This window comes from Dietzia sp. 2505 (assembly GCF_040546785.1).
In the GTDB taxonomy this organism is placed as follows: Bacteria; Actinomycetota; Actinomycetes; order Mycobacteriales; family Mycobacteriaceae; genus Dietzia.
In genome coordinates, this window is the sequence record NZ_JBEPON010000001.1 from 280,618 (window position 1) to 302,593 (window position 21,976).

At 70.9% G+C, this 21,976-nt stretch carries 14 protein-coding genes and 1 pseudogene; 5 read left to right on the forward strand and 10 right to left on the reverse strand.

Annotated features, from left to right (window positions below):
* Positions 1-11 precede the first annotated feature (11 nt).
* From ABIE38_RS01310 to ABIE38_RS01330, 5 genes are all read right to left on the reverse strand, one after another.
* Positions 12-401, reverse strand: a complete 390-nt coding sequence (locus ABIE38_RS01310; RefSeq protein ID WP_354053646.1) for a CBS domain-containing protein — start codon at positions 399-401, stop codon at positions 12-14.
* Positions 402-463: 62 nt separating this feature from the next.
* Positions 464-814: a P-II family nitrogen regulator gene (locus ABIE38_RS01315; protein ID WP_354053647.1), complete on the reverse strand. Its 351-nt coding sequence runs from the start codon at positions 812-814 to the stop codon at positions 464-466.
* A complete protein-coding gene (locus ABIE38_RS01320; protein ID WP_354053648.1) occupies positions 811-2,292 on the reverse strand; it encodes a DUF1538 domain-containing protein in 1,482 nt (493 codons plus the stop codon). Before ABIE38_RS01320 ends, ABIE38_RS01315 begins: the two co-directional genes overlap by 4 nt.
* Before the next feature lie 109 nt (positions 2,293-2,401).
* Complete coding sequence (locus tag ABIE38_RS01325) at positions 2,402-3,097, reverse strand: LuxR C-terminal-related transcriptional regulator (RefSeq protein ID WP_354053649.1); 696 nt, start codon at positions 3,095-3,097, stop codon at positions 2,402-2,404.
* Positions 3,094-3,921 carry a sensor histidine kinase gene (locus tag ABIE38_RS01330; RefSeq protein WP_354053650.1) on the reverse strand — a complete coding sequence of 276 codons (828 nt, stop codon included), beginning with the start codon at positions 3,919-3,921 and terminating at the stop codon, positions 3,094-3,096. Before ABIE38_RS01330 ends, ABIE38_RS01325 begins: the two co-directional genes overlap by 4 nt.
* Before the next feature lie 102 nt (positions 3,922-4,023).
* Here ABIE38_RS01330 and ABIE38_RS01335 point away from each other — a divergent pair, with 102 nt between their 5' ends.
* The gene (locus ABIE38_RS01335) at positions 4,024-4,731 is read left to right on the forward strand and encodes an ABC transporter ATP-binding protein (protein WP_354053651.1); all 708 of its coding nucleotides are present in this window, start codon (positions 4,024-4,026) and stop codon (positions 4,729-4,731) included.
* Positions 4,728-6,122 (forward strand): FtsX-like permease family protein, encoded by a 1,395-nt coding sequence (locus ABIE38_RS01340; protein WP_354053652.1) that lies wholly within the window; start codon positions 4,728-4,730, stop codon positions 6,120-6,122. Before ABIE38_RS01335 ends, ABIE38_RS01340 begins: the two co-directional genes overlap by 4 nt.
* 54 nt (positions 6,123-6,176) lie before the next feature.
* On the opposite strand, the pseudogene ABIE38_RS01345 reads toward ABIE38_RS01340, so the two are convergent.
* The 5 genes and pseudogenes from ABIE38_RS01345 to ABIE38_RS01365 form a co-directional block, all read right to left on the reverse strand.
* Positions 6,177-6,635: pseudogene (locus ABIE38_RS01345) on the reverse strand (gluconokinase); the annotation flags it as partial.
* Positions 6,636-6,675: 40 nt separating this feature from the next.
* Positions 6,676-7,539, reverse strand: a complete 864-nt coding sequence (locus tag ABIE38_RS01350; RefSeq protein WP_354053653.1) for a maleylpyruvate isomerase family mycothiol-dependent enzyme — start codon at positions 7,537-7,539, stop codon at positions 6,676-6,678.
* Between the two features lie 48 nt (positions 7,540-7,587).
* Entirely contained in the window at positions 7,588-9,099 is a 1,512-nt protein-coding gene (locus ABIE38_RS01355) for an alpha/beta fold hydrolase (RefSeq protein ID WP_354053654.1), read from the reverse strand.
* 203 nt (positions 9,100-9,302) lie between these two features.
* Positions 9,303-9,440: a methionine/alanine import family NSS transporter small subunit gene (locus tag ABIE38_RS01360; RefSeq protein WP_354053655.1), complete on the reverse strand. Its 138-nt coding sequence runs from the start codon at positions 9,438-9,440 to the stop codon at positions 9,303-9,305.
* Between the two features lie 3 nt (positions 9,441-9,443).
* On the reverse strand, positions 9,444-11,063 hold the full coding sequence (locus ABIE38_RS01365) for a sodium-dependent transporter (RefSeq protein WP_354053656.1): 1,620 nt from the start codon (positions 11,061-11,063) through the stop codon (positions 9,444-9,446).
* A 170-nt stretch (positions 11,064-11,233) separates the two neighbouring features.
* On the opposite strand from ABIE38_RS01365, the gene ABIE38_RS01370 reads away from it, so the two are divergent.
* The 3 genes from ABIE38_RS01370 (at position 11,234) to ABIE38_RS01380 (ending at position 21,954) form a co-directional block, all read left to right on the forward strand.
* Positions 11,234-11,728 (forward strand): hypothetical protein, encoded by a 495-nt coding sequence (locus ABIE38_RS01370; protein WP_354053657.1) that lies wholly within the window; start codon positions 11,234-11,236, stop codon positions 11,726-11,728.
* A 318-nt stretch (positions 11,729-12,046) separates the two neighbouring features.
* Complete coding sequence (locus tag ABIE38_RS01375) at positions 12,047-21,439, forward strand: fatty acid synthase subunit beta domain-containing protein (protein ID WP_354053658.1); 9,393 nt, start codon at positions 12,047-12,049, stop codon at positions 21,437-21,439.
* Positions 21,439-21,954, forward strand: a complete 516-nt coding sequence (locus ABIE38_RS01380) for a holo-ACP synthase (RefSeq protein ID WP_354053659.1) — start codon at positions 21,439-21,441, stop codon at positions 21,952-21,954. Before ABIE38_RS01375 ends, ABIE38_RS01380 begins: the two co-directional genes overlap by 1 nt.
* The last annotated feature ends 22 nt before the right edge of the window (positions 21,955-21,976 follow it).

Here is a 21,976-nt window from a genome sequence, read left to right on the forward strand (position 1 = left end):
GGATTCGCGGTTCAGTCGAGTTCGTCGATCAGCCGGGCGAGGATGTCGTTCATCGTGAGCAGGCCGATGAGGTCGTTGCCGCGGACCACGACCAGGCGGTTGAGGTGGAACCGGCTCATCATGGCCGCGGCCTGGTTGACCGACAGGTCCTCGCCAACTGTGATGGCGGGCTTGACGGCGGCGTCGTAGACGTTGAGCAGGTCCACGTCGCCCTCCTCGACCACGATGGCGCGCAGCAGCTCGTTGTAGCTGAGCAGACCGTAGGCGTCGTGGGGGTGCTGGCGGTCGACCACGAGGCTCTTGACCCGATGGGAGCGCATCATCGTCAGCGCCTCTCGCAGGGTGGCATAGGGGGAGATGGTGATCACCTCGGGCACCATGACCTGTTGGACGGTGAGCATGGGGGTCCTCCTGGGATGTACGGACTGTATGGGGCGTGCGCGGGGGAGCGGGTGGGCGAGGCTCAGGTGTTCTCGCGGCGCATGTACTCCTCGAACTTCACCAGTTGCCGGGGGTCTATCCCGGTGAGGTGCTCGATGGGGACGTTGAAGGCGATGCCGTGGGAGTTGTCCCCGTCGACCAGGACCTCGTGCAGGGACTTGAGGATCGGGGTCGCGAGGTGGGTGCCCACCACCATGAGCAGCACCGACTGGGAGCCCTCGAAGGTCAGGCCGAAGAAGGTCTTCTTCTGCTGCGCGCCGATGCCCTTGCCCTCCAGGATCGTCACCCCGGTCGCGCCGGCCCGTTGCGCGACCTCGATGGCGGTGTCCTCCAGTTCCGGGGGGGCGATCACTACGACGGCCGTGAATTTCATGACGATTCCTTCCGCAGGCGGGGGACTCTCTCGAGGGCGATTGCATAGAGCAGGACGGAGATGATCGGGAAGATCGAGGCGAAGGCGATGAGGCCGAAGCCGTCGAGCAGCGCGCTGCGGCCCTCGATGGCGCTGGCCAACCCGATGCCCAGGGCGGTGACCAGGGGCACGGTGACCTCGGACGTGGTGACGCCGCCGAGGTCGAAGGCCAGGGCCACGATGTACTTCGGGGCCAGGACCACCAGGACGATGACCACGGCGTAGGAGACCATGATGAAGTAGTGCAGCGGACCTCCGGAGAGGATGCGGTACACCCCCAGGGCGATTCCGACCGCCACCCCCGTGGCCACGACCAGGCGGATGGCCGTGACGTTGATCCCGGCCGGCGAGACGTTCTCGGCCTGGTCGGCGATCGCCACCAGGGCCGGCTCGGCCATGGTCGTGGCGAACCCGATGAGCAGGGCGAACAGCAGGATCAGCGCCGGAACGTCGCGGTCGATGAGCTGCTCGGCCATCTGTGTGCCCAGCGGGAAGAGGCCCATCTTCAGGCCCACCACGAAGGCGTAGAGCCCCACCAGGACCATGAGGAACCCCACGGCCACCCGCAGCGGGTGGGACAGCTTCCGGCGCAGCGCGACGTACTGGAAGAACAGGACGACGATCACCATGGGCGCCACGTCGCGGACCATCTCCGCGAGGCCCACCACGTGCTCCAGCCAGAGCGGGGCGCCGCCCTGCTCCGATCCCGTGGTGGGCGTACCGCCGCCACCGCCGAAGGTGTAGACCCACATCCCGTAGAGCTGCACCCCGATCATCGGCACCATCACGCACAGCGCGACCAGGCCGAAGCCGTCCGTGAGGGCGCTGCGGCCCCGGATCGAGTTGGCCAACCCGATCCCGATCGCGGCGATCAATGGCACGGTCACGACGTTGGTGGTCACACCGCCCGAGTCGAAGGCCAGGCCCACGATCTCCGGCGGGGCCACGAACGTGGCGATGAGGACCACGACGTAGCCGCCGATGAGAATCCGGTGGACCGCCCACCCCCGCAGCACGCGCAGGATCCCCAGGACCAGGACGAGACCCACGGACACGGCGATAACGACCCGCAGCACGACCCCGTCGATACGGCCCTCGCTGATCAGTTCGGCCTGTTCCGCCACCGCGATCAGGGCCGGCTCGGCCACGACAGCGGCGAATCCGATGGCGAAGCCGAAGGTGAGCAGCAGCCCCAGGGCCCCGCGGCGGGTGAACTGGTTGGCGAGGTTCTTGCCCACCGGGAACACGCTCAGATCCAGGCCCTGGAGGAACAGGGCTATCCCCACCCCCACGATCAGCAGACCGGCCACCAGTTGGATCGGGTCCTCGGGCATCCGGCGGAAGACCAACAACTGGAAGGCCACCACCACGGCCACGATCGGCAACAGATTCCTCAGGGCTTTCCGGAACTCCTGGGCGAAGTGACGGAGATGCTCCATGGAGGCTGGCGTCCTCTTCCGGGGTCGGGTCGACAGGCGGCCTGGATCCCAGTCTGACGTACGTCCACCGGGGCGTCCATGAAACGGCGATCCACCCCGTGTGTGACCGCTAGTCGCCACGTGCGGTGAGGTAGGCCAGAACGGCCCGTACCCGTCGGTTGTCCTCGCCAGGGGGTAGCTCGAGTTTGAGGAACACGTTCGCGACGTGTTTCGAGATCGCACCCGGGGACAGGTGCAGCAGACGTCCTATCGCCGAGTTCCCGTGTCCTTCGGCCATGAGCTGGAGTACTTCGAGTTCGCGCGGGGAGAGGCAGTCGAGAGCTGATCGTCGGTTCGAGATCAACCGGGCGGCGACATCCGGATCGATGACGACGCCGCCGGCGGCGACGGCCCGCAGAGAGTCGAGGAAGTCGGACACCCGCCCCACCCGCTCCTTGAGGAGGTAACCCAATCCACCGGCACCGGCACCGGACGCCCGCGTCCCCGGACCGGCGTGGCTGTCGTCGAACAGATCCGATGCGTAGGCGGGCGCGGTGTACTGGGACAGCAGCAGGATGTTGAGTCGGGGGTACCGGGCCCGTAGATGGAGGGCCGCGTCGAGGCCGTCGGTGGTCATGGTGGGAGGCATCCTGACATCCGTGACGACGACGTCCGGGGGGTCGTTCCCGGCCAGAGCGTCGTGGACCGCGGCCTCGAGTTCGATGGCGGAACAGGCCTGCGCGATGACCTCATGGCCCTGCCGTTCGAGGATTCCGGCCAGGCCCTCGCGCAACAGGGCCGTGTCGTCCGCGATGATGAGTTTCATCCGGGGGGTGTCCCTTCGCCGTGGCGCTCAGCTGTCGACATCAGTGGGCTTCCGGCGGCGAGGAGTAGGGGCACTCGGCCGCTGAGGGTGGTAGGTCCGCCCGCAGGACTGGCGAGCTCGAGGCTGCCGCCGAAGGCCGCGAGCCTCTCGGTCATACCGGCCAGGCCGTGACCGGGTCGGATGCGAGCCCCGCCGGCACCGTCGTCGACCACGGTGACGTGGAGTTCGTCATCGACGCTGAGCAGGATGGTGGACCGGGCATCGGGGGCGTGCTTGGCGATGTTGGCCATCGCCTCGGAGATGAGAAAATAGGCGGTGGCCGCGACCGCCTCGGGCAGCGTCGGCAGCGTGTGCGGAACGCGCACCACCACGTCGACAGGGGAGCGCGCGGCCATCTCACGGACCGCTGACTCCAGACCATGGTCCGAAAGGACGGTGGGATGGAGTCCGGACACCGTCTCGCGCAAGGCGGCGAGGGCGGAGTCCGCTGCGTCCTGGGCTCCGGTGAGCAGGTCGGTGACCCGGCGGAGGGTGCCGGGCGTATCCCCGGCCGAGGCGAGCAGCAGGAGCGCCTCCCCGATTCTCAACGACGACACGACGAGATGCTGCTGCGCGCCGTCGTGGAGATCGCGCTCCACCCGCCGACGTTCGATCTCGTAGGCGTTCACGATCTCCATCCGGGAGGACCGCAGGTCCCGCACGTGCCTCGCCCATTTCTTGGGGGAGATGGAGGCCGCGGACCGCCTCTCACTCGCCAGGAGAGCGAGAAGCCCGAGGCAGCAAAGAACCGACAGGCAGAGCAGGGCCACCAGTGTGCCGGTCATGTGCGAAGCATATCGAGGGGTGGTCGGGGGTGGAGCTGGCTCTACCTCGGGACGGGAGGTGTCGTCATGGTGCCCCTGCCGTGACTGGTGTGGAGTGGAGACATGGATTCACCGACTTCACCACCCGTACTCATCGGCCGGGATCTGACCAAGCTTTACGGTTCGGTCCGAGCGCTGTCCGGGGTCTCGATCGAGATATCCCCGGGCGAATCCACGGCGATCATGGGTCCTTCCGGGTCCGGCAAGTCCACCCTTCTGCAGTGCCTCGCGGGCATCCTCCCGCCGGACAGTGGCAGGGTCCAGCTCGGCGACACCGTGGTCTCGGAGCTCTCTGATGCGCGTCGCTCCCGGTTGCGGCGCGAACGGCTGGGATTCGTGTTCCAGGACGGGCAGCTCCTCCCAGAACTGCCCGCCAATGAGAACGTCGCCCTGCCCCTTCTTCTCGCGGGCAGTTCTCGTGCGGGCGCTCTGCGCGCGGCTGAGCACTGGCTCGAGCGTCTGGGCTTGGCGGGACTCGGGGGTCGGCGCCCCGGGGAGATGTCCGGCGGGCAGGCCCAGCGTGTCGCCATCGCCCGCGCGATGGTCCACTCACCGGCCGTGGTTTTTGCCGACGAACCCACCGGTGCCCTCGACCAGGCGACCGGTCACGAGGTGATGCAGATCCTCACGACGACCACAGGCATGTCGGGGACCACCCTGGTGGTGGTGACCCATGACCGGAAGGTCGCGGGATGGTGTTCCCGACTCGTCGAGCTCCGCGACGCCATGATCCACTCCGACCGACTCCTGACGGGAGGTGAAGCGGGATGAACTCTGCTCTGACGCTGGCACCCCGACTGGCGCTGGGGCGGATCCGCGGCTCACGTGGCGGTGGCACCCTCGATGTGCTGGCCGTTGTCGCGTTCTCCGTCTCGACTTTCCTATCCCTGACGGTGACGGGTGGGGCGTGGATGTTCCTCCAGCGCTGGAGGGCGCCGGACGGTGACCTCCTGGGTGGGCTGGGTATGAGTCCGGCCGCGGTTGAGGGGACCCTGGAGAACTACGTGATTCTCGCGGTGGGCGCCTGCGCCCTGTTGGGCGTCCCGCTGCTCACCCTGGGTGCGGCCGCCGCACGGCTAGGAGCCCGCGGACGAGCCCGCCGGCTGGCATCGCTGCGCCTCGTCGGCATGACCGGTCGCGAGGTCCTGGCGATGTCCGTCGTCGAGACCCTGGTCCAGGCTGTCGCTGGGTTGGTGGTGGGGGCGGGTCTGTGGCTGCTGAGCGTGCCCGCCTGGCAGGCGGTGTCGTTCCAGGGGCAGGACATCGCCCCGGGTGAACTGTTTCCACCCTGGTGGGTACTGGTCGCGCTGGCCGCCGTGCTGTTGGGTCTGGCAGCGGCCTCCACCGCGGTGGGGCTGCGGCGGGTGCGGATCTCGCCCCTGGGGGTGGCTCTCCAGCAGACTCCCCGGGGACTCCGGGCCTGGCGGCTGCTCGCCTTCGTCCTAGCCCTGCTCGCCTTCGGCCTGTTCAGTCGGTTCTTCAGTCCCGGATCCCTCGATCTACTTCCGTACGTCTTCCTGGCGGTCATGGTGCTGATGGTGGTGGCGACCCTGAACCTCGTCAGTCCGTGGGCGCTCCAGTTCCTCGCACGTGGCGGAACCCACACCGCGTCGGTACCGCTGATGATCGCGATGAGGAGGATCATCGACGACCCCCGCGGCGCCTGGGGCAACGTCTCGGCCATCGCGCTACTCGGTCTGATCGGGGCCTACCTCTCGGTCTTGCCCGCCGACGATGAGGCTCTGGGGGCGTCTCCCGCCTCCATACTCATCATCACCGACATGCGAACAGGTGCGGTCATCACCTTCGCGGTCGGCTTGGTCCTCGCCGCCACCTCCACTCTGGTCAACCAGGCCGCGTCGGTGGTGGACCGCGCGGAGGAGAGCATCACTCTGGACCGGATGGGGGTCCCGCGGAAGGTCCTGGTGGCAACCCGTCGTCACCAGGTTCTTCTCCCGCTGCTGGTGACCCTTACCATCTCGATCGGGGTGGGACTGCTACTCGCAACGCCATTCATCGGCGAGTTCGGGGCCAGTTCCTCCGGGGTGGCGTTGATCGGAGTGACCGCCGTCCTGGGTGTCGCGGTGATGGCGGGTGTCACCGAAGCCTGCCGGCCCCTCGAGCGGCGCATTCTGCAGAGCGCGGCCCGGCGCAACGACTGACTCCGGCGGAGATCGATCAGCGCGGAGCGCGACCAGGACGGTGTCGGCGATCTCCTCCACAGGCAGCGCGATCGGGCAGCCGATCCCGTCTTCGTCGGGCCCCAGGGGCTCCAGGGTGGCCAGTTGAGATTCGAGGATCCGGCGGGACGCGAAGTGCCCCCGGCGGGCGGCGAGTCGGGCGGCGAGGAGCTCCGGGTCCGCACCGAGTTCGACGAAGAACACGGGCCGGTCGACGTCCCGGAGGACATCGCGGTAGGCGCGGCGCAGAGCCGAACACGCGACGACGACGCCGGGGTCCGGGCCGGCGCGGGCTCCCACCCGGTCACGCTCCCGCATCCTGTCCCGGACCGCCTCGAGCCACGGTCCACGGTCGAGGTCGGTGAGCGGCTCTCCGGCGCCGAGCTTCCGGCGGTTGGCGGGAGGATGCAGGTCGTCGGCGTCGAGGAACAGAGCACCTTTCCGCTCGGCGATCGCGCGGGCGACGGTCGACTTACCGGCCCCGGACACTCCCATCACCACGACGTGCGGACCTGTCGGAGTCGCCACCGGCCTGTCAGATCGTGAAGGCCATCGACCGGAGGATCTTCCTGCCCAGGTCCTCGTCGCCACTGATCTCCACACCGTCGCCGGGTTCCGCGGTGATCCTCCCGGTCGCCGCACGCACGAAGGTCGGGGTGTCGAAGACCAGCTCGACCGTGATCCGCGCGGAGTCGTCGACGTCCACGAGTCCCGCCCGGCCGGCGACCATCACATCGGTGGCGAGTGACAGATCGGTGTCGGACTCACCCGTGACCCGGAACCGGACGCGGGAGCCGTCCGGTGCGCCGGCGTTCTTGCCCACGATCCTGGGGAGGGCGCGCACGATCTCCTCGAGGGCGAACCGCCCCGGGCCGCTGCCGAGGTGGTGCTGCATGCCGAGGGCGTGTCGGATGTCGTCCTCGTGGACCCAGCAGTCGAAGACGCGCACGCCCATGAAGCGGCGGAACGGGACGCGACCGACGGGGGAGTCGGTCTCGGCCTCCAGGTCCTCGGCGGTCATCTCGGAGAGCTGCTCGGTGCGCTCGGCCACGACCTCGCGGAAGTCCGCGAACGCGTCCTCGACCGCCAGGGACCGGGCCTCCTGCACGAACTTCTCGTTGAGCTCCCCGATGGGGTTGCGGACGTACTCGTGGACGGAGGCGGGCAGGTCGATGTCCGGCACCGGCTCGCCGGCCAGCAGGTGCTCGGTCCCCGCGATGTGCGCCACCACGTCGCGGACGGTCCATCCCGGGAGGGCCGTCGGCGCGGTCCAGTCGTCTCTCTTTAACCCCGCCAGCAGCTCGTCGAGGCGCTTCCATTGCTGGATCAGGTGGCGCACCTCCACGGGTGCGCTGCCGGTGGGTTCTGTGGTGGTGGCGTCGCGGCCCTCGGTCTCCATGGTCATCAGGCTACTGCCGAGATGGGAACGGACCCGGCGACTTGAGCGTCAGCGTCCTGCGGCGGACACCGCGAGGACGACTCCGGTCATGAAGTCGTGGAATCGCGAGGGTTCGTCCAGATGCGGGGTGTGTCCGGAGAGGGGGAAGACCTCCAGCTCCTTGGCCGGGGCGTCCAGCAGGTCGAACCACTCCCGGGCCAGGTCGGAGCGGCCCGGGGATTCGAACTCGCCGAGCACCACGAAGACCGGGACGTCCAACCGCGGGACGTCGCGGCGGAAATCGATGTCCTGCAGCTGCGGGTAGAGGACCGAGAAGGTGTCGATGATCCCGCCCATGCCCCGGATCTGCTCGGTGAGTGTGTACTCGGGGACCAGCAGACTGGCGGGGTACGCCGACGCCGGGTCGTAGTCCTTCCCGTGTGGGAACTCCCGGTACTCGGGATTGGTGGACAGCGCGTCCGGGTAGGCCAGCATGTCCTCGTAGGGGGGTGGGCCGTTGTCCCGCAGGCGTTGGGCGAAGTCGTCCTCGCCGGCCCGCTCCGCCCAGTCCAGGGTCTCGGCGTACATCCTGCGGTCGGTCTCCTGCTGGTCGACCATCTGCCCGGTGCCGACGAAGGCGTGGTACTTCTCCGGTGCGCGCTGCGCCGCGAGCACTCCCAGGGTGGAGCCCCAGGAACTGCCCACCAGGTAGATGCGCTCCTGCCCGAACCGCTCGCGCAGATGGTCGGTGACCTCGAGGGTGTCGGAGATCATCTGCTCCACCGTCAGCGTGTCCGTCGGCTCCAACGCGGACAGGGATTTGCCGGTCCCACGCTGATCCCACACGGCCAGAACGAAGTCCTCCTCCAGCTGCTCTCCGGAGGCCCTCATCGCCCCGATGGCCGTGCCGCCGGGCCCGCCCTCCAGGAACAGCAGCACAGGCGCGTCGCGGTCGTGGCCACGGAGCATCACCGCCTGCTCGTGACCGCCGACCGGGAGGGTGACCAGCTCGGCCACACCGGCCGGTAGCTCGCGCCCGTCGGGTCCGGTGATCGGGGCGGTCGACGCCGGGCGAAGCAGAGCGATGGCGAGGACGACCACGGGCAGGGTCACCAGGACCGCTCCGAGTGCACGGAGTCGCCGGCCCGCCACCGACCGCCGAGGCCCGGCGACGGCACGTCGCCGACGGCCGGCCGCGGCGCCCCACAGCGCCCCGACCGCCAGGGGCAGGCCCATCACCAGCAGGTCGAAGCCCCGCCCGACCACCAGTGCCATCGCCCCGTAGATGCTGCCGAGATAGATCCCGTCGACCGTGGGCCCCTGCGCCGGGATCCGTGCCAGTTCGAAGGCGGTCAGGAAGGCGACCGGTGCCACGAGCGTGGCCCAGCGGGTGCCGGAGAGAGAGCCTGCGGCGGCGCCGAGTCCGAGGCAGACGAGCAGCATCGTCACGGAGTGGACGGTGGTGACCGGACCGCGGGGCAGGATCACGCCTGTCACCAGACCGGCCACGGCGATCGCTACCGCGGCCCCGGCGAGGACGAGCCACAGGGGTCGGTTCGGAGGTCCAGGAGGAGGAGTCATCGCGGGTCCCGGTCGGTCGATCGTGCGAAAATAGCAGATCAAGCGTGCCCGGGAGGGCTGTTCGGAACACGATGGGGTCACAGGACCGACCCCCTCGACGACTCCGGCCCCCTCGACGACTCCGGCCTCCTCGACGCCGCCGGCCCCGGCGCCGCTGTGGTGTGCGGACGCCGGGGCCGGCGATCAGGTCGTGCGGCGAAGTGTCAGAGTTCGCGCGCGGGACGGCCTGTGGTCCCGTCCGGGTCGTCGGGGTGACCGACGTAGTGCACGATGCTGGCGACGAGTCCGCCCCAGATCACGAGCAGGAACAGCACCATCATGATGATCGCGGGAGCGTCCATGGCTCAGGCCTCCTTGGGCGTGTGGGTGGGTGCCGGGTTCTCGTCGGGACGGGTGAGTCCCTCCTCGTAGCTGTAGTCGCTCGGGTCGTCGTCGACGCTCGGCGGCCCGTCGAGCTGGCGGGCCCCCCGCCAGGGTAGGGCCGACAGGACGATCGACAGGACGAGGATCGTCCCGATCATGCCCCAGCCCCAGACGCCCAGGATGGCGGCGTCGTATCCCTCGTAGGGCTCGGAGACGAGGGTCATGATCTCGCGGATCAGGGCGTAGCCCAGGACGATCGGCGTGATGACCGCCAGGCAGACGATCCAGAACGTGCCGACCTTCCACGAAGACACCGAGTTGAGGTGGTCGCGCAGAGTGGGGGCCAGCCGCATCACGAAGATCACCACGATGAGTGCGATGAGGGTGATTCCGACGATGCCGAGGCTGTTGACGAACTTGTCCATCACGTCGAGGTTCTGCAGCCCGGTCTCGGTGGGCATGAGCAGGATCGAGGCGCCCGCCATCGGGATGCCCACGGCCAGGACCGAGACGGTGCGGCTGCTGCCCATCTTGTCCTGGAAGGACGAGATGACCACCTGGACGATGGAGATGAGCGAGGTGATGCCGGCCAGGATGAGGCAGATGAAGAACACCACGCCCCAGATCGGGCCGCCGGGCATCTGCGAGATCAGCGCCGGGAAGGCGATGAACGCCAGACCCGGACCGCCGCCGACGTCCTCCCAGCCCGCGCCCGCCGACGTGGAGACGAGGAAACCGAGCGTCGCGAACACGCCGATGCCGGCGAGGACCTCGAAGGCGGAGTTGGAGAAGCCCACGACCAGGCCGGAGCTGGTCAGGTTGGACTTGCGCTTGAGGTAGGACGAGTAGGTGAGCATGATGCCGAAGCCGACCGAGAGCGAGAAGAAGATCTGGCCATAGGCCGCGATCCACACGCTCGGCTCGGTGAGCACGCCCCAGTCCGGGGTGAAGAAGTTGTTCAGGCCGTCCATGGCGCCGTCGAGGAAGAGCGACCGCACGACGAGGGCGGCGAAGAGCGCGACGAGGAGCGGGACGAAGAGCAGTGCGGTGCGGCCGATGCCGTTCTGGACACCAGCCAACAGGACACCCAGCGTGACGATCCACACGACCACCAGGACGATCGCGATGCCGGGAACGAAGTCGATCCCGAAACCGCTGCCGGCGCGGAGGAAGTCCTCGGCGAAGAACGAGGCCGATTCCTCGTAGGTCTCGCCCCACCGTTCGTCGACGGAGAACCAGGCGTAGGACGCCGCCCAGGCGATGATCACCGCGTAGTACACGGCGATGACGAAGGACACGAGGACCTGGATCCAGCCGATCGGCTCGGCGAACCGGTTCATCCGCCGGAAGCTCAGCGGCGCGGAGCCGCGGAAGCGGTGGCCGATGGCGTAGTCGAAGAACAACAGCGGGAGACCCGCGGTGAGCAGTGCCACCAGGTAGGGGAGCAGGAAGGCGCCGCCACCGTTGTCGTACGCGACGAAGGGGAAACGCCAGATGTTGCCGAGGCCGACGGCGGAGCCGATGGCGGCGAAGACGAAGACGGAGCGACGGGAGAAGGTCTCTCTCGGTGTCACCCCACTTCTGGTGGGCGGGCTGGTCATGGTCGACTCCTCGTAGGGCGATCGGGCGGCGGATCCGCCGGGTGTGACGGAACGACGATAGGTGTGGTCTCCTCAACTCCCCACATCTTCTCGGCGGGTTGACGTTTTGGTGACCATTTCGACGCATTCGCGGCATCAGTTTGTGTTACTGGCGGGACTACAGTGACCTCATGAGGACGCAGCGAACGAGCCGGAGGGTGGGACGCGGGTTGGCCGCGGCCGCGTTGGCGGTGTCCATGGCCGGGGTGTCCACCCTCGTCGCCGCCCCGACGTTGGCCGTCCCCGTTCCCTCTCCCGCCGAGGTGGTCCGCGAGACCGGGTCGTGGTACTCGCACGGGTACACCCTCGACCTGCGCTCGGACGGGACGGGGATGCTGGCGGCCTGGGTCGGTGCGTTCGACGGCACCAGGGTCCAGTTGCGTCTGATCCCCGCACCGGGTCCGGCGACCGTCGCCGAGGTGACCGCGGTCGAGACGGTCGGGCTGGGGGGACTGTCACCGGACGAGCAGCCGGGCGTCGGGGGACTGGTCACCATCGCCGTCGGTGAGGCCGTGCGTACGGCGCACGTCGAGTGGTCGTCCGGACCGCGCCGCCTGGCCGCCGACCTGTGTCCCACCGAGGGTCTCGACGCCGAGATGATGGCCGTTCTCCGGTGCGGCGCCTGACGGCTGCGCGAGGTCGCGCGGGGCGTCGGCGACACGCCGTGATCGGGCGGATCACCCCTGAGAACGAGATAACGATTCGGTAACGTAGGTACCCCGAAACCTGAGGTGCCCCTCACCTGTGTATATGAGGTAACCATCAGCTCCGTAATGTGATCGGGGTCACGCGTGGGCCCTCTCGGGCAGCCCCCGAACGGACGGTCGTACCCCCTCAAGCTGAGGGGTGCCTCAACTTCCTGTGGCAGTCTGTGCCCTGCGTCGGACCAGCAACTGGTCTCGGCGCGGAGATGTCCCAGACGAAGTTGCCAAGGAGTTCCACACGTGACGATCGACGACCGCGACCTCACACCCCGCCCGCTCGAGACCGGACACGCGGCCCGCCGCCAGGCCCGCGCGCTCGCGGACGACCTGCGTGAGGGCACCGCCTACGCCCTCGCCTTCGGGGGACAGGGGATCGCGTGGCGCGACGCGTTGAGCGACCTCATCGACGGCACCGGGATCGGCCCCGAACTGCAGGACCTCGTCGACTCCTCCGTCGCGCTCACCGAGCCGGTCCACGACGAGATCGCGGTGGTCCGCCCGCACGGCTTCCGGCCCATCGAGTGGGCCAACACCACCACCGGCGAGGACGAGGACCACGGTGACCTCCCCGACGAGGCGTCGCTCTCCTCCGCCGCGGTCTCCCTGCCGGCCGTCCTGCTCACCCAGGTGGGCGCCGTCCGCGCGCTCGCCGCCGAGGGCTTCGACGTCAACGACACCGCCCCCGCCGCGGTGGTCGGACACTCCCAGGGCATCCTCGCCGTGGAATCCGTCGAGACCTTCGGGTCGATCGACGACCGCCTCCTGGCGATGGCCGAGCTCATCGGCGCCGCCGCCACCCTGATCGGGCGCCGCACGGGCCTGTTCCGCCGTGGTGAGGCCAGCCCCATGGTCGGAGTGTCGGGCATCGACGGCGCGGACCTGCGAGCCCTCGTCGACGAGGTCTTCTCCGCGGTCGACCCCTCGCTGCGGCCGACCGTCTCCATCCGGAACGCGCAGCGCCGTCACGTCGTGGTGGGCCTTCCGGACGATCTCGAGGACCTGCGCCGCCACTGTGCGGACCTCGAGGCCGAGTCCCGCCGCCGTCGCGAGGCCAAGCTCACCGGCGGCGAGGTCTTCGCCCCCGTCTTCGACCCGCTCGAGGTGGAGGTCGGCTTCCACCACCCCGCGATGGCCCCCGCGGTGGACATCGTGTCCGACTGGGCGGCCCGCTGTGGCCTGGACGCCGACCGGGCGGCCGCGTTGGCCCGCCAGGTCTTCGCCGAGCCCGTCGACTGGGTCGAGGAGATGGCCGAGACGCTGCACTCCGGCGCGGAGTGGATCCTCGACATGGGTCCGGGCGAGGCCCTGACCCGCCTCAACCGATCGGTGGTCCGCGGGCAGGGCGTCGGCGTGGTCGCCGCCGCCACCCGCGGCGGTCTGCGCAACCTCTTCACGCCGGGTGCCACCCCGTCGATCGAGCGCCCGTGGACGGCCTACCAGCCACAGCTCATCACCCTGCCCGACGGCAGCGTGCACGTGGAGACCTCGTTCACCCGCCTCACCGGCTGCTCGCCGATCCTGCTGGCCGGGATGACCCCGACCACCGTGGACCCGGAGATCGTCGCCGCCGCGGCCAACGCCGGCCACTGGGCCGAGCTCGCCGGCGGCGGTCAGGTGACCGAGCCGATCTTCGCCGAGAACACCCAGCGCCTGACCGAGCTCCTCGAGCCCGGCCGCAGCGCCCAGTTCAACTCCCTGTTCCTCGACCCGTACCTGTGGAAGCTGCAGGTCGGCGGCAAGCGACTGGTCCAGAAGGCCCGCGCCGCGGGCGTCCCCTTCGACGGGGTGGTCGTCACCGCCGGCATCCCCGAGCTCGACGAGTCCGTGGCCCTCATCGAGGAGCTCACCGAGGCGGGACTGCGCCACGTGAGCTTCAAGCCGGGCACCGTCGCCCAGATCCGCCAGGTCGTGCGGATCGCGGCCGAGGTCCCGCACATGCCGGTGATCGTCCATGTCGAGGGCGGCCGGGCCGGGGGACACCACTCGTGGGAGGACCTCGACTCGCTCCTGCTGGCCACCTACCCGATGCTGCGCGACCGGCCCAACGTGGTCCTGTGCGTCGGCGGCGGGATCGGCACCCCGGAGCGGGCCGCCGACTACCTCACCGGGTCCTGGGCCAACGCCCACGGCTACCCGGCCATGCCCGTCGACGGCATCCTCGTGGGCACGGCCGCCATGGCGACGCTTGAGGCCACCACCAGTCCGCAGGTCAAGCAGCTCCTCGTGGACACCGTCGGTGTGGACCACTGGGTGGGCGCCGGCCAGGCCGAGGGCGGAATGGCCTCCGGCCGCAGCCAGCTCGGAGCGGACATCCACGAGATCGACAACACGGCCGCCCGTACGGGGCGTCTGCTGGACGAGGTCGCCGGCGACGCCGAGGCCGTGGCCGAGCGCCGCGAGGAGATCATCGCCGCGATCAACGGCACCGCGAAGCCGTACTTCGGTGACCTCGAGACCATGACCTACGAGCAGTGGCTGCGGCGGTTCGCCGAGCTGTCGCTCGCCTCCGCGCCCGCCGCCGGCACCGCCTCCGAGGCGACCGCCGACAGCGCCCGCTCGGTCTGGCTCGACCCCACCATCCGTGAGCGCTTCCACCGCATGGTGCAGCGCACCGAGGCCCGGCTGGACGCCGCGGACTCCGGTCGGATCGTCTCGGCCTTCCCCCGCGTCGAGGCGATGGAGCGCCCCACCGAGGTCGTCGACGCACTCGCCGCCCGCTACCCGGACCTGGCCACCGCGACCCTCCACCCCGCCGACGCCGCCGAGTTCCTCGACATCTGTCGCATGCCGGGCAAGCCCGTCCCGTTCGTCCCCGTCATCGACGGCGACGTCCGTCGCTGGTGGCGCTCGGACTCGCTCTGGCAGGCCCACGACGCCCGCTACAGCGCCGACGCCGTGTGCATCATCCCCGGCACCACCGCTGTCGCCGGGATCACCCGGGTGGACGAGCCGGTCGGCGAGCTGCTCGATCGCTTCGAGTTCGCCACCGTCGACCGCGTCCGCGGTTACCTGCCCACCACCGAGGCCGTGAGCAGCCGCCGCCGCGGCACCGTGACCACCGAGCAGGGGCCGGTCGCCGACGTGCTCAACGCCCCCGACGTCTCGTGGGCGGGCCGACTCGTGGTGAGCCCGGTCCACCGCCTCGGCGTCCTGCACGCCTGGGAGATCGATTCGAACGGCGTCGGCCACCATCCGGTCTCCGGCGCGGTCCTGACCCCGGCCGCGGACGGGCGCACCGTCGACCTGACGCTGCCGATCGGGCCGACCCAGATGACCATCACGATCACCCTGGGCGACTCCGTCGCCACGGGCGCCGCGCCGGTCGTCACCGACGCCGCCGCGGAAGCCGCCATGCGCACCCTCCTGAGCACCGCTGCCGGCGTGGGCCGCGGCGGAGCCGGTGGGACCGCGATCGAGGCGCTGCCCGAGGTCGCCGATGGTGTCGCCACCGCACGGTTCACCTTCGATCCCACCCTCGCCTCCGACCACACCGGCGTCACGGCCGGCAGCCTGCCCACCCCGCTCATCACCTCGGACGGCGTCCCGGACGCCCTCGTGGGTGCGGCGTGGCCGGCGGTGTTCGCGGTCCTCGGCGAGGCGCGTCGCCCGCGCGGCGCCGGAACCGTGGTCGAGGGCCTGCTGGACCTGGTCCATCTGGACCACGGGGTCCGCATGCACTCCGCGCTCCCCGGGCGGTCGACCGACCTCGTCGTCGTCGCCCGGTCGGGAGACGTCCGCGACACCGACCTCGGACGTGTGGTCGAGGTGTCTGTCGAGGTCGCCTCGGTCTCCGCCGACGGTGCGCAGGCCCCCCTGTGCACCCTGTCGGAGCGGTTCGCGATCCGTGGCCGCACCGGTGGTGCCGAGGTGGGCGACCCCCGCCCCGCCGGCGGCGCACTGGTCAACCCCGAGGGCGCATCGGTCACCCCGGCCGAGACGTCCCGCCAGCAGCGGGTGTCCACCTCGCTCATCGCGCCGCACGACATGACCGCCTTCGCGCTGGTCTCCGGCGACCACAACCCCATCCACGTCTCCGACACCGCGGCCGACCTCGCCGGCCTGGGCGGCGTGATCGTCCACGGCATGTGGCTCTCGGCCGCCGCGCAGCACGCGGTCCAGGCCTCGGACGGGAAGACCCCCGCACTGCGGATCGCCGGCTGGACCGCCCGCATGCTCGCCCCGGTCCGGCCGGGCGACCACATCAAGGTCCGTGCCGTCCAGACCGGCCGTCTCGCCGGTGGCCAGGTCCTCGAGGTCACCTGCACGGTCGACGGTGCCACCGTCATGGCCGCCACCGCCCTCACCGAGGCCCCGCGCACCGTCTACGCCTTCCCCGGCCAGGGCATCCAGGCCAAGGGGATGGGCATGGAGGGACGCACCCGCTGCCCGGCCGCCCGCGAGATCTGGGACCGCGCCGACGCGCACACCCGCGAGGCCCTCGGCTTCTCCATCCTGGCGCTCGTCCGCGAGAACCCGACCGAGGTGACCGTCCGCGGCACCGTCCACCGGCATCCCGACGGCGTGCTCTACCTGACCCAGTTCACCCAGGTCGCGATGGCGTGCCTCGCCGTGGCGCAACGCGCCGAGCTCGAGGCCGACGGGTTGTTCATCGACGGTGCCTACTTCGCCGGCCACTCGATCGGCGAGTACGACGCGCTGGCGGCCATCTCCGGCACGCTCGAGCTCGAGCCGCTTCTGGAGATCGTCTTCCAGCGCGGAGCGACCATGCACGAGCTGGTCCCGCGCGATTCCGAGGGCCGGTCCGACTATCGGATGGCCGCGATCCGGCCGTCGCAGATGGGCATCAGCGACGACGAGGTCGTGGACTGGGTGGCCGCTGTGGCCCGCGACTCCGGCGAGTTCATCGAGATCGTCAACTACAACCTCGCGGGATCCCAGTACGCGCTGGCCGGCACCGTCGCCGGATGCAAGGCGCTGGAGAAGGCCGTCGAGCGGGAGCTCGAGCGGTCCGGGGGCAAGAACGCCTTCATCCTGGTGCCGGGCATCGACGTGCCCTTCCACTCCACAGTCCTGCGAGGCGGCGTCCCGGACTTCCGGGCCACCCTCGACGCGCTGATCCCGCACGACATCGACATCTCGGTGCTCGTGGGCCGCTACATCCCCAACCTGGTGCCGCGCCTGTTCAGCCTCGAGCGCGAGTTCGTGCAGGAGATCGCCGACCTCGTGCCGGCCGACTCCCTCGCCGAGGTCCTGGCCGACTGGGACTCCTGGTCCGCCACCCCGACGCGCCTGGGGCGTCTGCTGCTGGTCGAACTGTTGGCCTGGCAGTTCGCCAGCCCGGTCCGCTGGATCGAGACCCAGGAGCTGCTGTTCACTCCCGTCGAGCGCGGCGGACTCGGCATCGAGTGCTTCGTCGAGGTCGGTGTGGCGAACGCCCCGACCGTGGCGAACCTCGCCTCCAAGACCCTCGACCTGCCCACGCACCGGGGCCCCCGCGCCCAGGTCCTCAACGTCGAGCGCGACTCGGCGGCGTTGTACGGCACCCTGCCGCCCAGCGTGGAGGTCGACGACGACGACCCGGTGGACGCCACCGAGTCCGCCACCGGTTCGACCACCACTGGTTCGACCACCACCGCGGCCGCCGACCAGGCGGCCCCCACAGACCCCGCACCGGCCGTCAACACCCCCGGCACGGCCGGTGCGGACCGATCCACCACCCCGGCGGCAGCCGAGGCCGCCCCCGGCGCACCCCGCCCGGACGACCTGGAATTCGGCGCCCCCGCGGCCACCCGCATGCTGGTGGCGCTGCGCACCAAGGTCCGTCCCGAGCAGATCGCGCCCGGTGACTCCATCGAGACGTTGTGTGACGGCGTCTCCTCGCGCCGCAACCAGCTGCTGCTGGACCTGGGCACGGAGCTGAGCCTGGGAGCCATCGATGGCGCCGCCGAGGCGGACTTCCCGACCCTGTCCGACCAGGTCTCGCGCCTGGCCCGCGGCTACGCACCCTTCGGCCCCGTCCTGTCCGACGCGGTCGGCGAGGCGCTGCGTGCGGTCCTGGGCCGCACCGGTAAGCGGGCCGCGTACATCACCGAGCGGGTCACCGGCCCCTGGGAGCTCGGGTCCGGCTGGGCGCAGCACGTCACCGCCGAGATCGCCCTCGGTACCCGCGACGGTGCCTCGATCCGCGGCGGCGACCTGGCGACGCTCGACGCCTCGGGCGTCAAGGACGTGGCCGGGCTGGACGCGCTCATCGACGCGGCCGTCCGCTCGGTCGGGGCGGCGAACGGCGTGGCCGTGGCCATGCCGTCCTCCGGAGCCGGCGGCGGCGGGGTCGTCGACTCCGCGGCACTGACCGAGTTCGCCGACGAGATCACCGGGACCGACGGCGTCCTGGCCCGGGCCGCGCGTGGTGTGCTCACCCGTCTGGGGCATCTCGAGCCCGACGCTGTCGACCTACTCGCGGAGGCCGACCCCGACACCGAGCTCGCCGACCTGGTGGCCGCCGAGCTGGGCGCCGACTGGCGCCGCGTGGTGGCCCCGGCCTTCGACTCCGGTCGTGCGGTCCTCATGGACGACCGTTGGGCCTCGGCACGCGAGGACCTGGCCCGGCTCTGGACCCGGACCGACGTCCCCGCCGACGCCGCGGAGGCCTTCCGCGGTGCCGGCGACATCGTGGCCGAACAGGCCCGGTGGTGGGCCGAGCGGGCCGCCGGTGCCCGGCGGGACTCCCTCGCGGTCTCCTACCGGGAGATCTCGGAGGCGGCCTCCGAGGAGTTCGTCGGCGAGTACGCGGGCGACGTCGCCGTCGTCACCGGTGCGGGCAAGGGCTCCATCGCCGCCGCCGTGACGGGTGCGCTCCTGGCGGGAGGGGCCACCGTGGTGGCCACCACCTCGAACCTGGACCAGTTCAAGCTGGCCTTCTTCAAGGACCTCTACCGCTCCCACGCCCGCGGCGGTGCGACCCTGTGGGTGCTGCCGGCCAACCTCACCTCGTACTCGGACGTCGACGCGCTGGTCGAGTGGGTCGGATCCGAACACGCCGAGTCGGCCGGGGGCCAGACCACCGTCCTCAAGGCGCCGCTCACACCGACGCTGCTCTTCCCGTTCGCCGCCCCGCGTGTCCAGGGCTCGATGGCCGACGCCGGTCCGCGGGCCGAGACCGAGATGCGCGTCCTGTTGTGGGGCGTGGAGAAGCTCGTCACCGGGCTCGGCGCGATCGGCGCCGACACCGACGTCGACTCCCGACTGCACGTGGTGCTGCCGGGCTCGCCCAACCGCGGGATCTTCGGCGGCGACGGCGCCTACGGCGAGGCCAAGGCCGCGCTCGACGCCATGATCGCCAAGTGGGGCTCGGAGAAGTCCTGGTCCGAGCGCGTGACGTTCGTCCACGCGATCATCGGCTGGGTCCGCGGCACCGGGCTGATGGGCCACAACGACCCGCTCGTCGACGCCGTGGAGGCCGCGGGCGTGTCCACCTGGTCCACCGCGGGGATCGCCGCCGAGTTGCTGGACTCGTGCACCCCGGACGTCCGTCGGTCCGCCGGCGAGGCGCCCCTCACGGTCGACCTCACCGGGGGTCTCGGCACCGCCGACCTGGACATGGCCGCGCTCGCCGCGGACCGGCCGACCCCGGCCACCGAGGCCTCGACCGAGGACGCCGACGGGACCCTCGCGGCCCTGCCCTCGCTGCAGACCGTCACCGCCGACGAGCGCCCTGAGTGGGGCCAGGTCACCCAGGACCTCGAGGACATGGTCGTGATCGTGGGGTCCGGCGAGGTCGGGCCCTACGGCAGCGCCCGCACCCGCTTCGAGGTGGAGACCACCGGCGATCTCAGCGCCGCCGGCGTGGTCGAGCTGGCCTGGTCGACCGGGCTCATCACCTGGGAGGACTCGCCGCGCGCAGGCTGGACCGTGACCGAGTCCGGTGACCCCATCGACGAGGCCGACATCGCCGAGCGTTTCCACGACGAGGTGCTCGCCCGGGTGGGCGTGCGCACCTACGCCGACGATTCGCGCGCGGAGATGTTCGATAACACCTCGCCGCAGCTGACCTCGGTGTTCCTGCCGGAGGACCTGTCCTTCGTCGTGGACGACGAGGGCCAGGCCCGCGCGTACCAGGAGGACGATCCGGAGAACACCGTCGTGACCCGCAGCGAGGACGGCGAGTGGACGGTCACCCGCAGGGCGGGCACCGAGATCCGCGTCCCCCGCCGCACCACGCTCACCCGCATCGTGGGTGGCCAGATCCCCACCGGCTTCGACCCGACGGCATGGGGCATTCCCGCCGACATGGTCTCCGGTATCGACCGGGTGGCGGCGTGGAACCTGGTGGCCACCGTGGACGCCTTCATCTCCTCGGGTTTCACCCCGGCGGAGCTGCTGGCGCACGTACACCCGGCCGATGTCGCCAACACGCAGGGCACCGGCATGGGCGGCATGACGAGCATGCGCTCGCTCTACATCGACGGGATCCTGGGTCGCAGCCGCGCCAACGACACGCTGCAGGAGGCGCTGCCCAACGTGGTGGCCGCCCACGTCATGCAGTCCTACGTCGGCGGCTACGGCTCGATGGTCCACCCGGTGGCGGCCTGTGCCACCACCGCGGTGAGCGTCGAGGAGGGGTTCGACAAGATCCGCGCCGGTAAGGCCGAGTTCGTGGTGGCCGGCGGGTTCGACGACCTGTCCACCGAGGGCATCCAGGGCTTCGCCGACATGTCCGCCACGGCCGACTCCGCGGCGATGGCCGCCAAGGGGATCGACGAGCGCCACTACAGCCGGGCCAACGACCGGCGGCGCGGCGGGTTCGTCGAGTCCCAGGGCGGCGGCACCATCCTGCTGGCCCGCGGCGACGTCGCGGCCCGCATGGGGCTGCCGGTCCACGGGGTGGTGGCCTGGGCGGGGTCGTACGCCGACGGCGCGCACACCTCGATCCCGGCACCGGGGCTGGGCGCTCTCGGCGCCGGGCGCGGTGGGACGCGGTCGCCGCTGGCCCGGGGTCTCGCAGAGCTCGGACTGACGGCGGACGACCTGGCCGTGGTGAGCAAGCACGACACCTCCACCAAGGCCAACGACCCCAACGAGTCGGACCTGCACGAGCGTCTCGGGGCGGCGATCGGTCGTTCCGACGGCAACCCGTTGTTCGTCGTCTCACAGAAGTCGCTCACCGGGCACGCCAAGGGTGGCGCGGCCGCGTTCCAGCTCATCGGGCTGACCCAGATGCTGCGCTCGGGGACCCTGCCCCCGAACCGGGCCCTGGACTGCGTCGACGACGTCCTGGACCGGCACCGGCACCTGGTGTGGCTGCGCGAGACGCTGCAGCTGGGCGGGGACCTGCCGCTCAAGGCCGGTCTGCTCACGTCGCTCGGGTTCGGTCACGTGTCCGGACTCATCGCCGTCACGCACCCCGAGGCGTTCCACCGCGCGGTCGCGGCGCAGCTCGGCGAGCAGGAGTCGGAGCGCATCCGCGAGGCGGCGCTGGGACGCGAGCGGGACGGCGCCCGGCGTCTGACCGACGCGATCTACGGCGGCGAGTCCCTCTACAGCCGTCCGGAGTCGCGTCGACTGGGCGAGGGGTCCGCCGACGAGGTCAAGGAGCGCGAGGCCGCGATGCTGCTGGACCCCGCGGCCCGGATCGACGCCGACGGCGTGCTCGCGGCGAGCGACTGGGTGTAGTGAGCCCGGCGGTACGGGGCGTCGGGGTCGACATCGTCGACCTCGGCGCCTTCGCCGCGTCCCTGGCCGAGCCGGGGACGCGCTTCACCGGCGCCTTCTCCGCCACCGAGCGGCGGCAGTGCCGCGAGCGGGCCGAATCCCGGGGGGCCGGCCGCGGCGCCGCCACGGCGCGGGCGGACGGGCCGGATGCGCGCACCTCGTCGTCGTCATCGGACCGGTCCGACCCCCTGGCCCGCCACCTCGCCGCCCGGTGGGCGGTGAAGGAGGCCGTGGTCAAGGCCTGGTCGGCCGCGCTCTACGGCGCGCCCCCGCCGATCGCCCCGGACCTACTGGTGTGGTCGGAGATCGAGACCGTCTGCGACGCGTGGGGCCGCCCCTCGGTGCGACTGAGTGGTGAGGTCGCGCGGCACGTCGCGGCCACGGTGGGGGAGGGCGTCCGCTGGCATGTCTCGCTGAGCCACGACGGAGACTCGGCGCTGGCGTTCGTGGTGCTCGAGGGCCCGGTGGACGGGTAGCGCCGCCGACCCGCCACCGCCG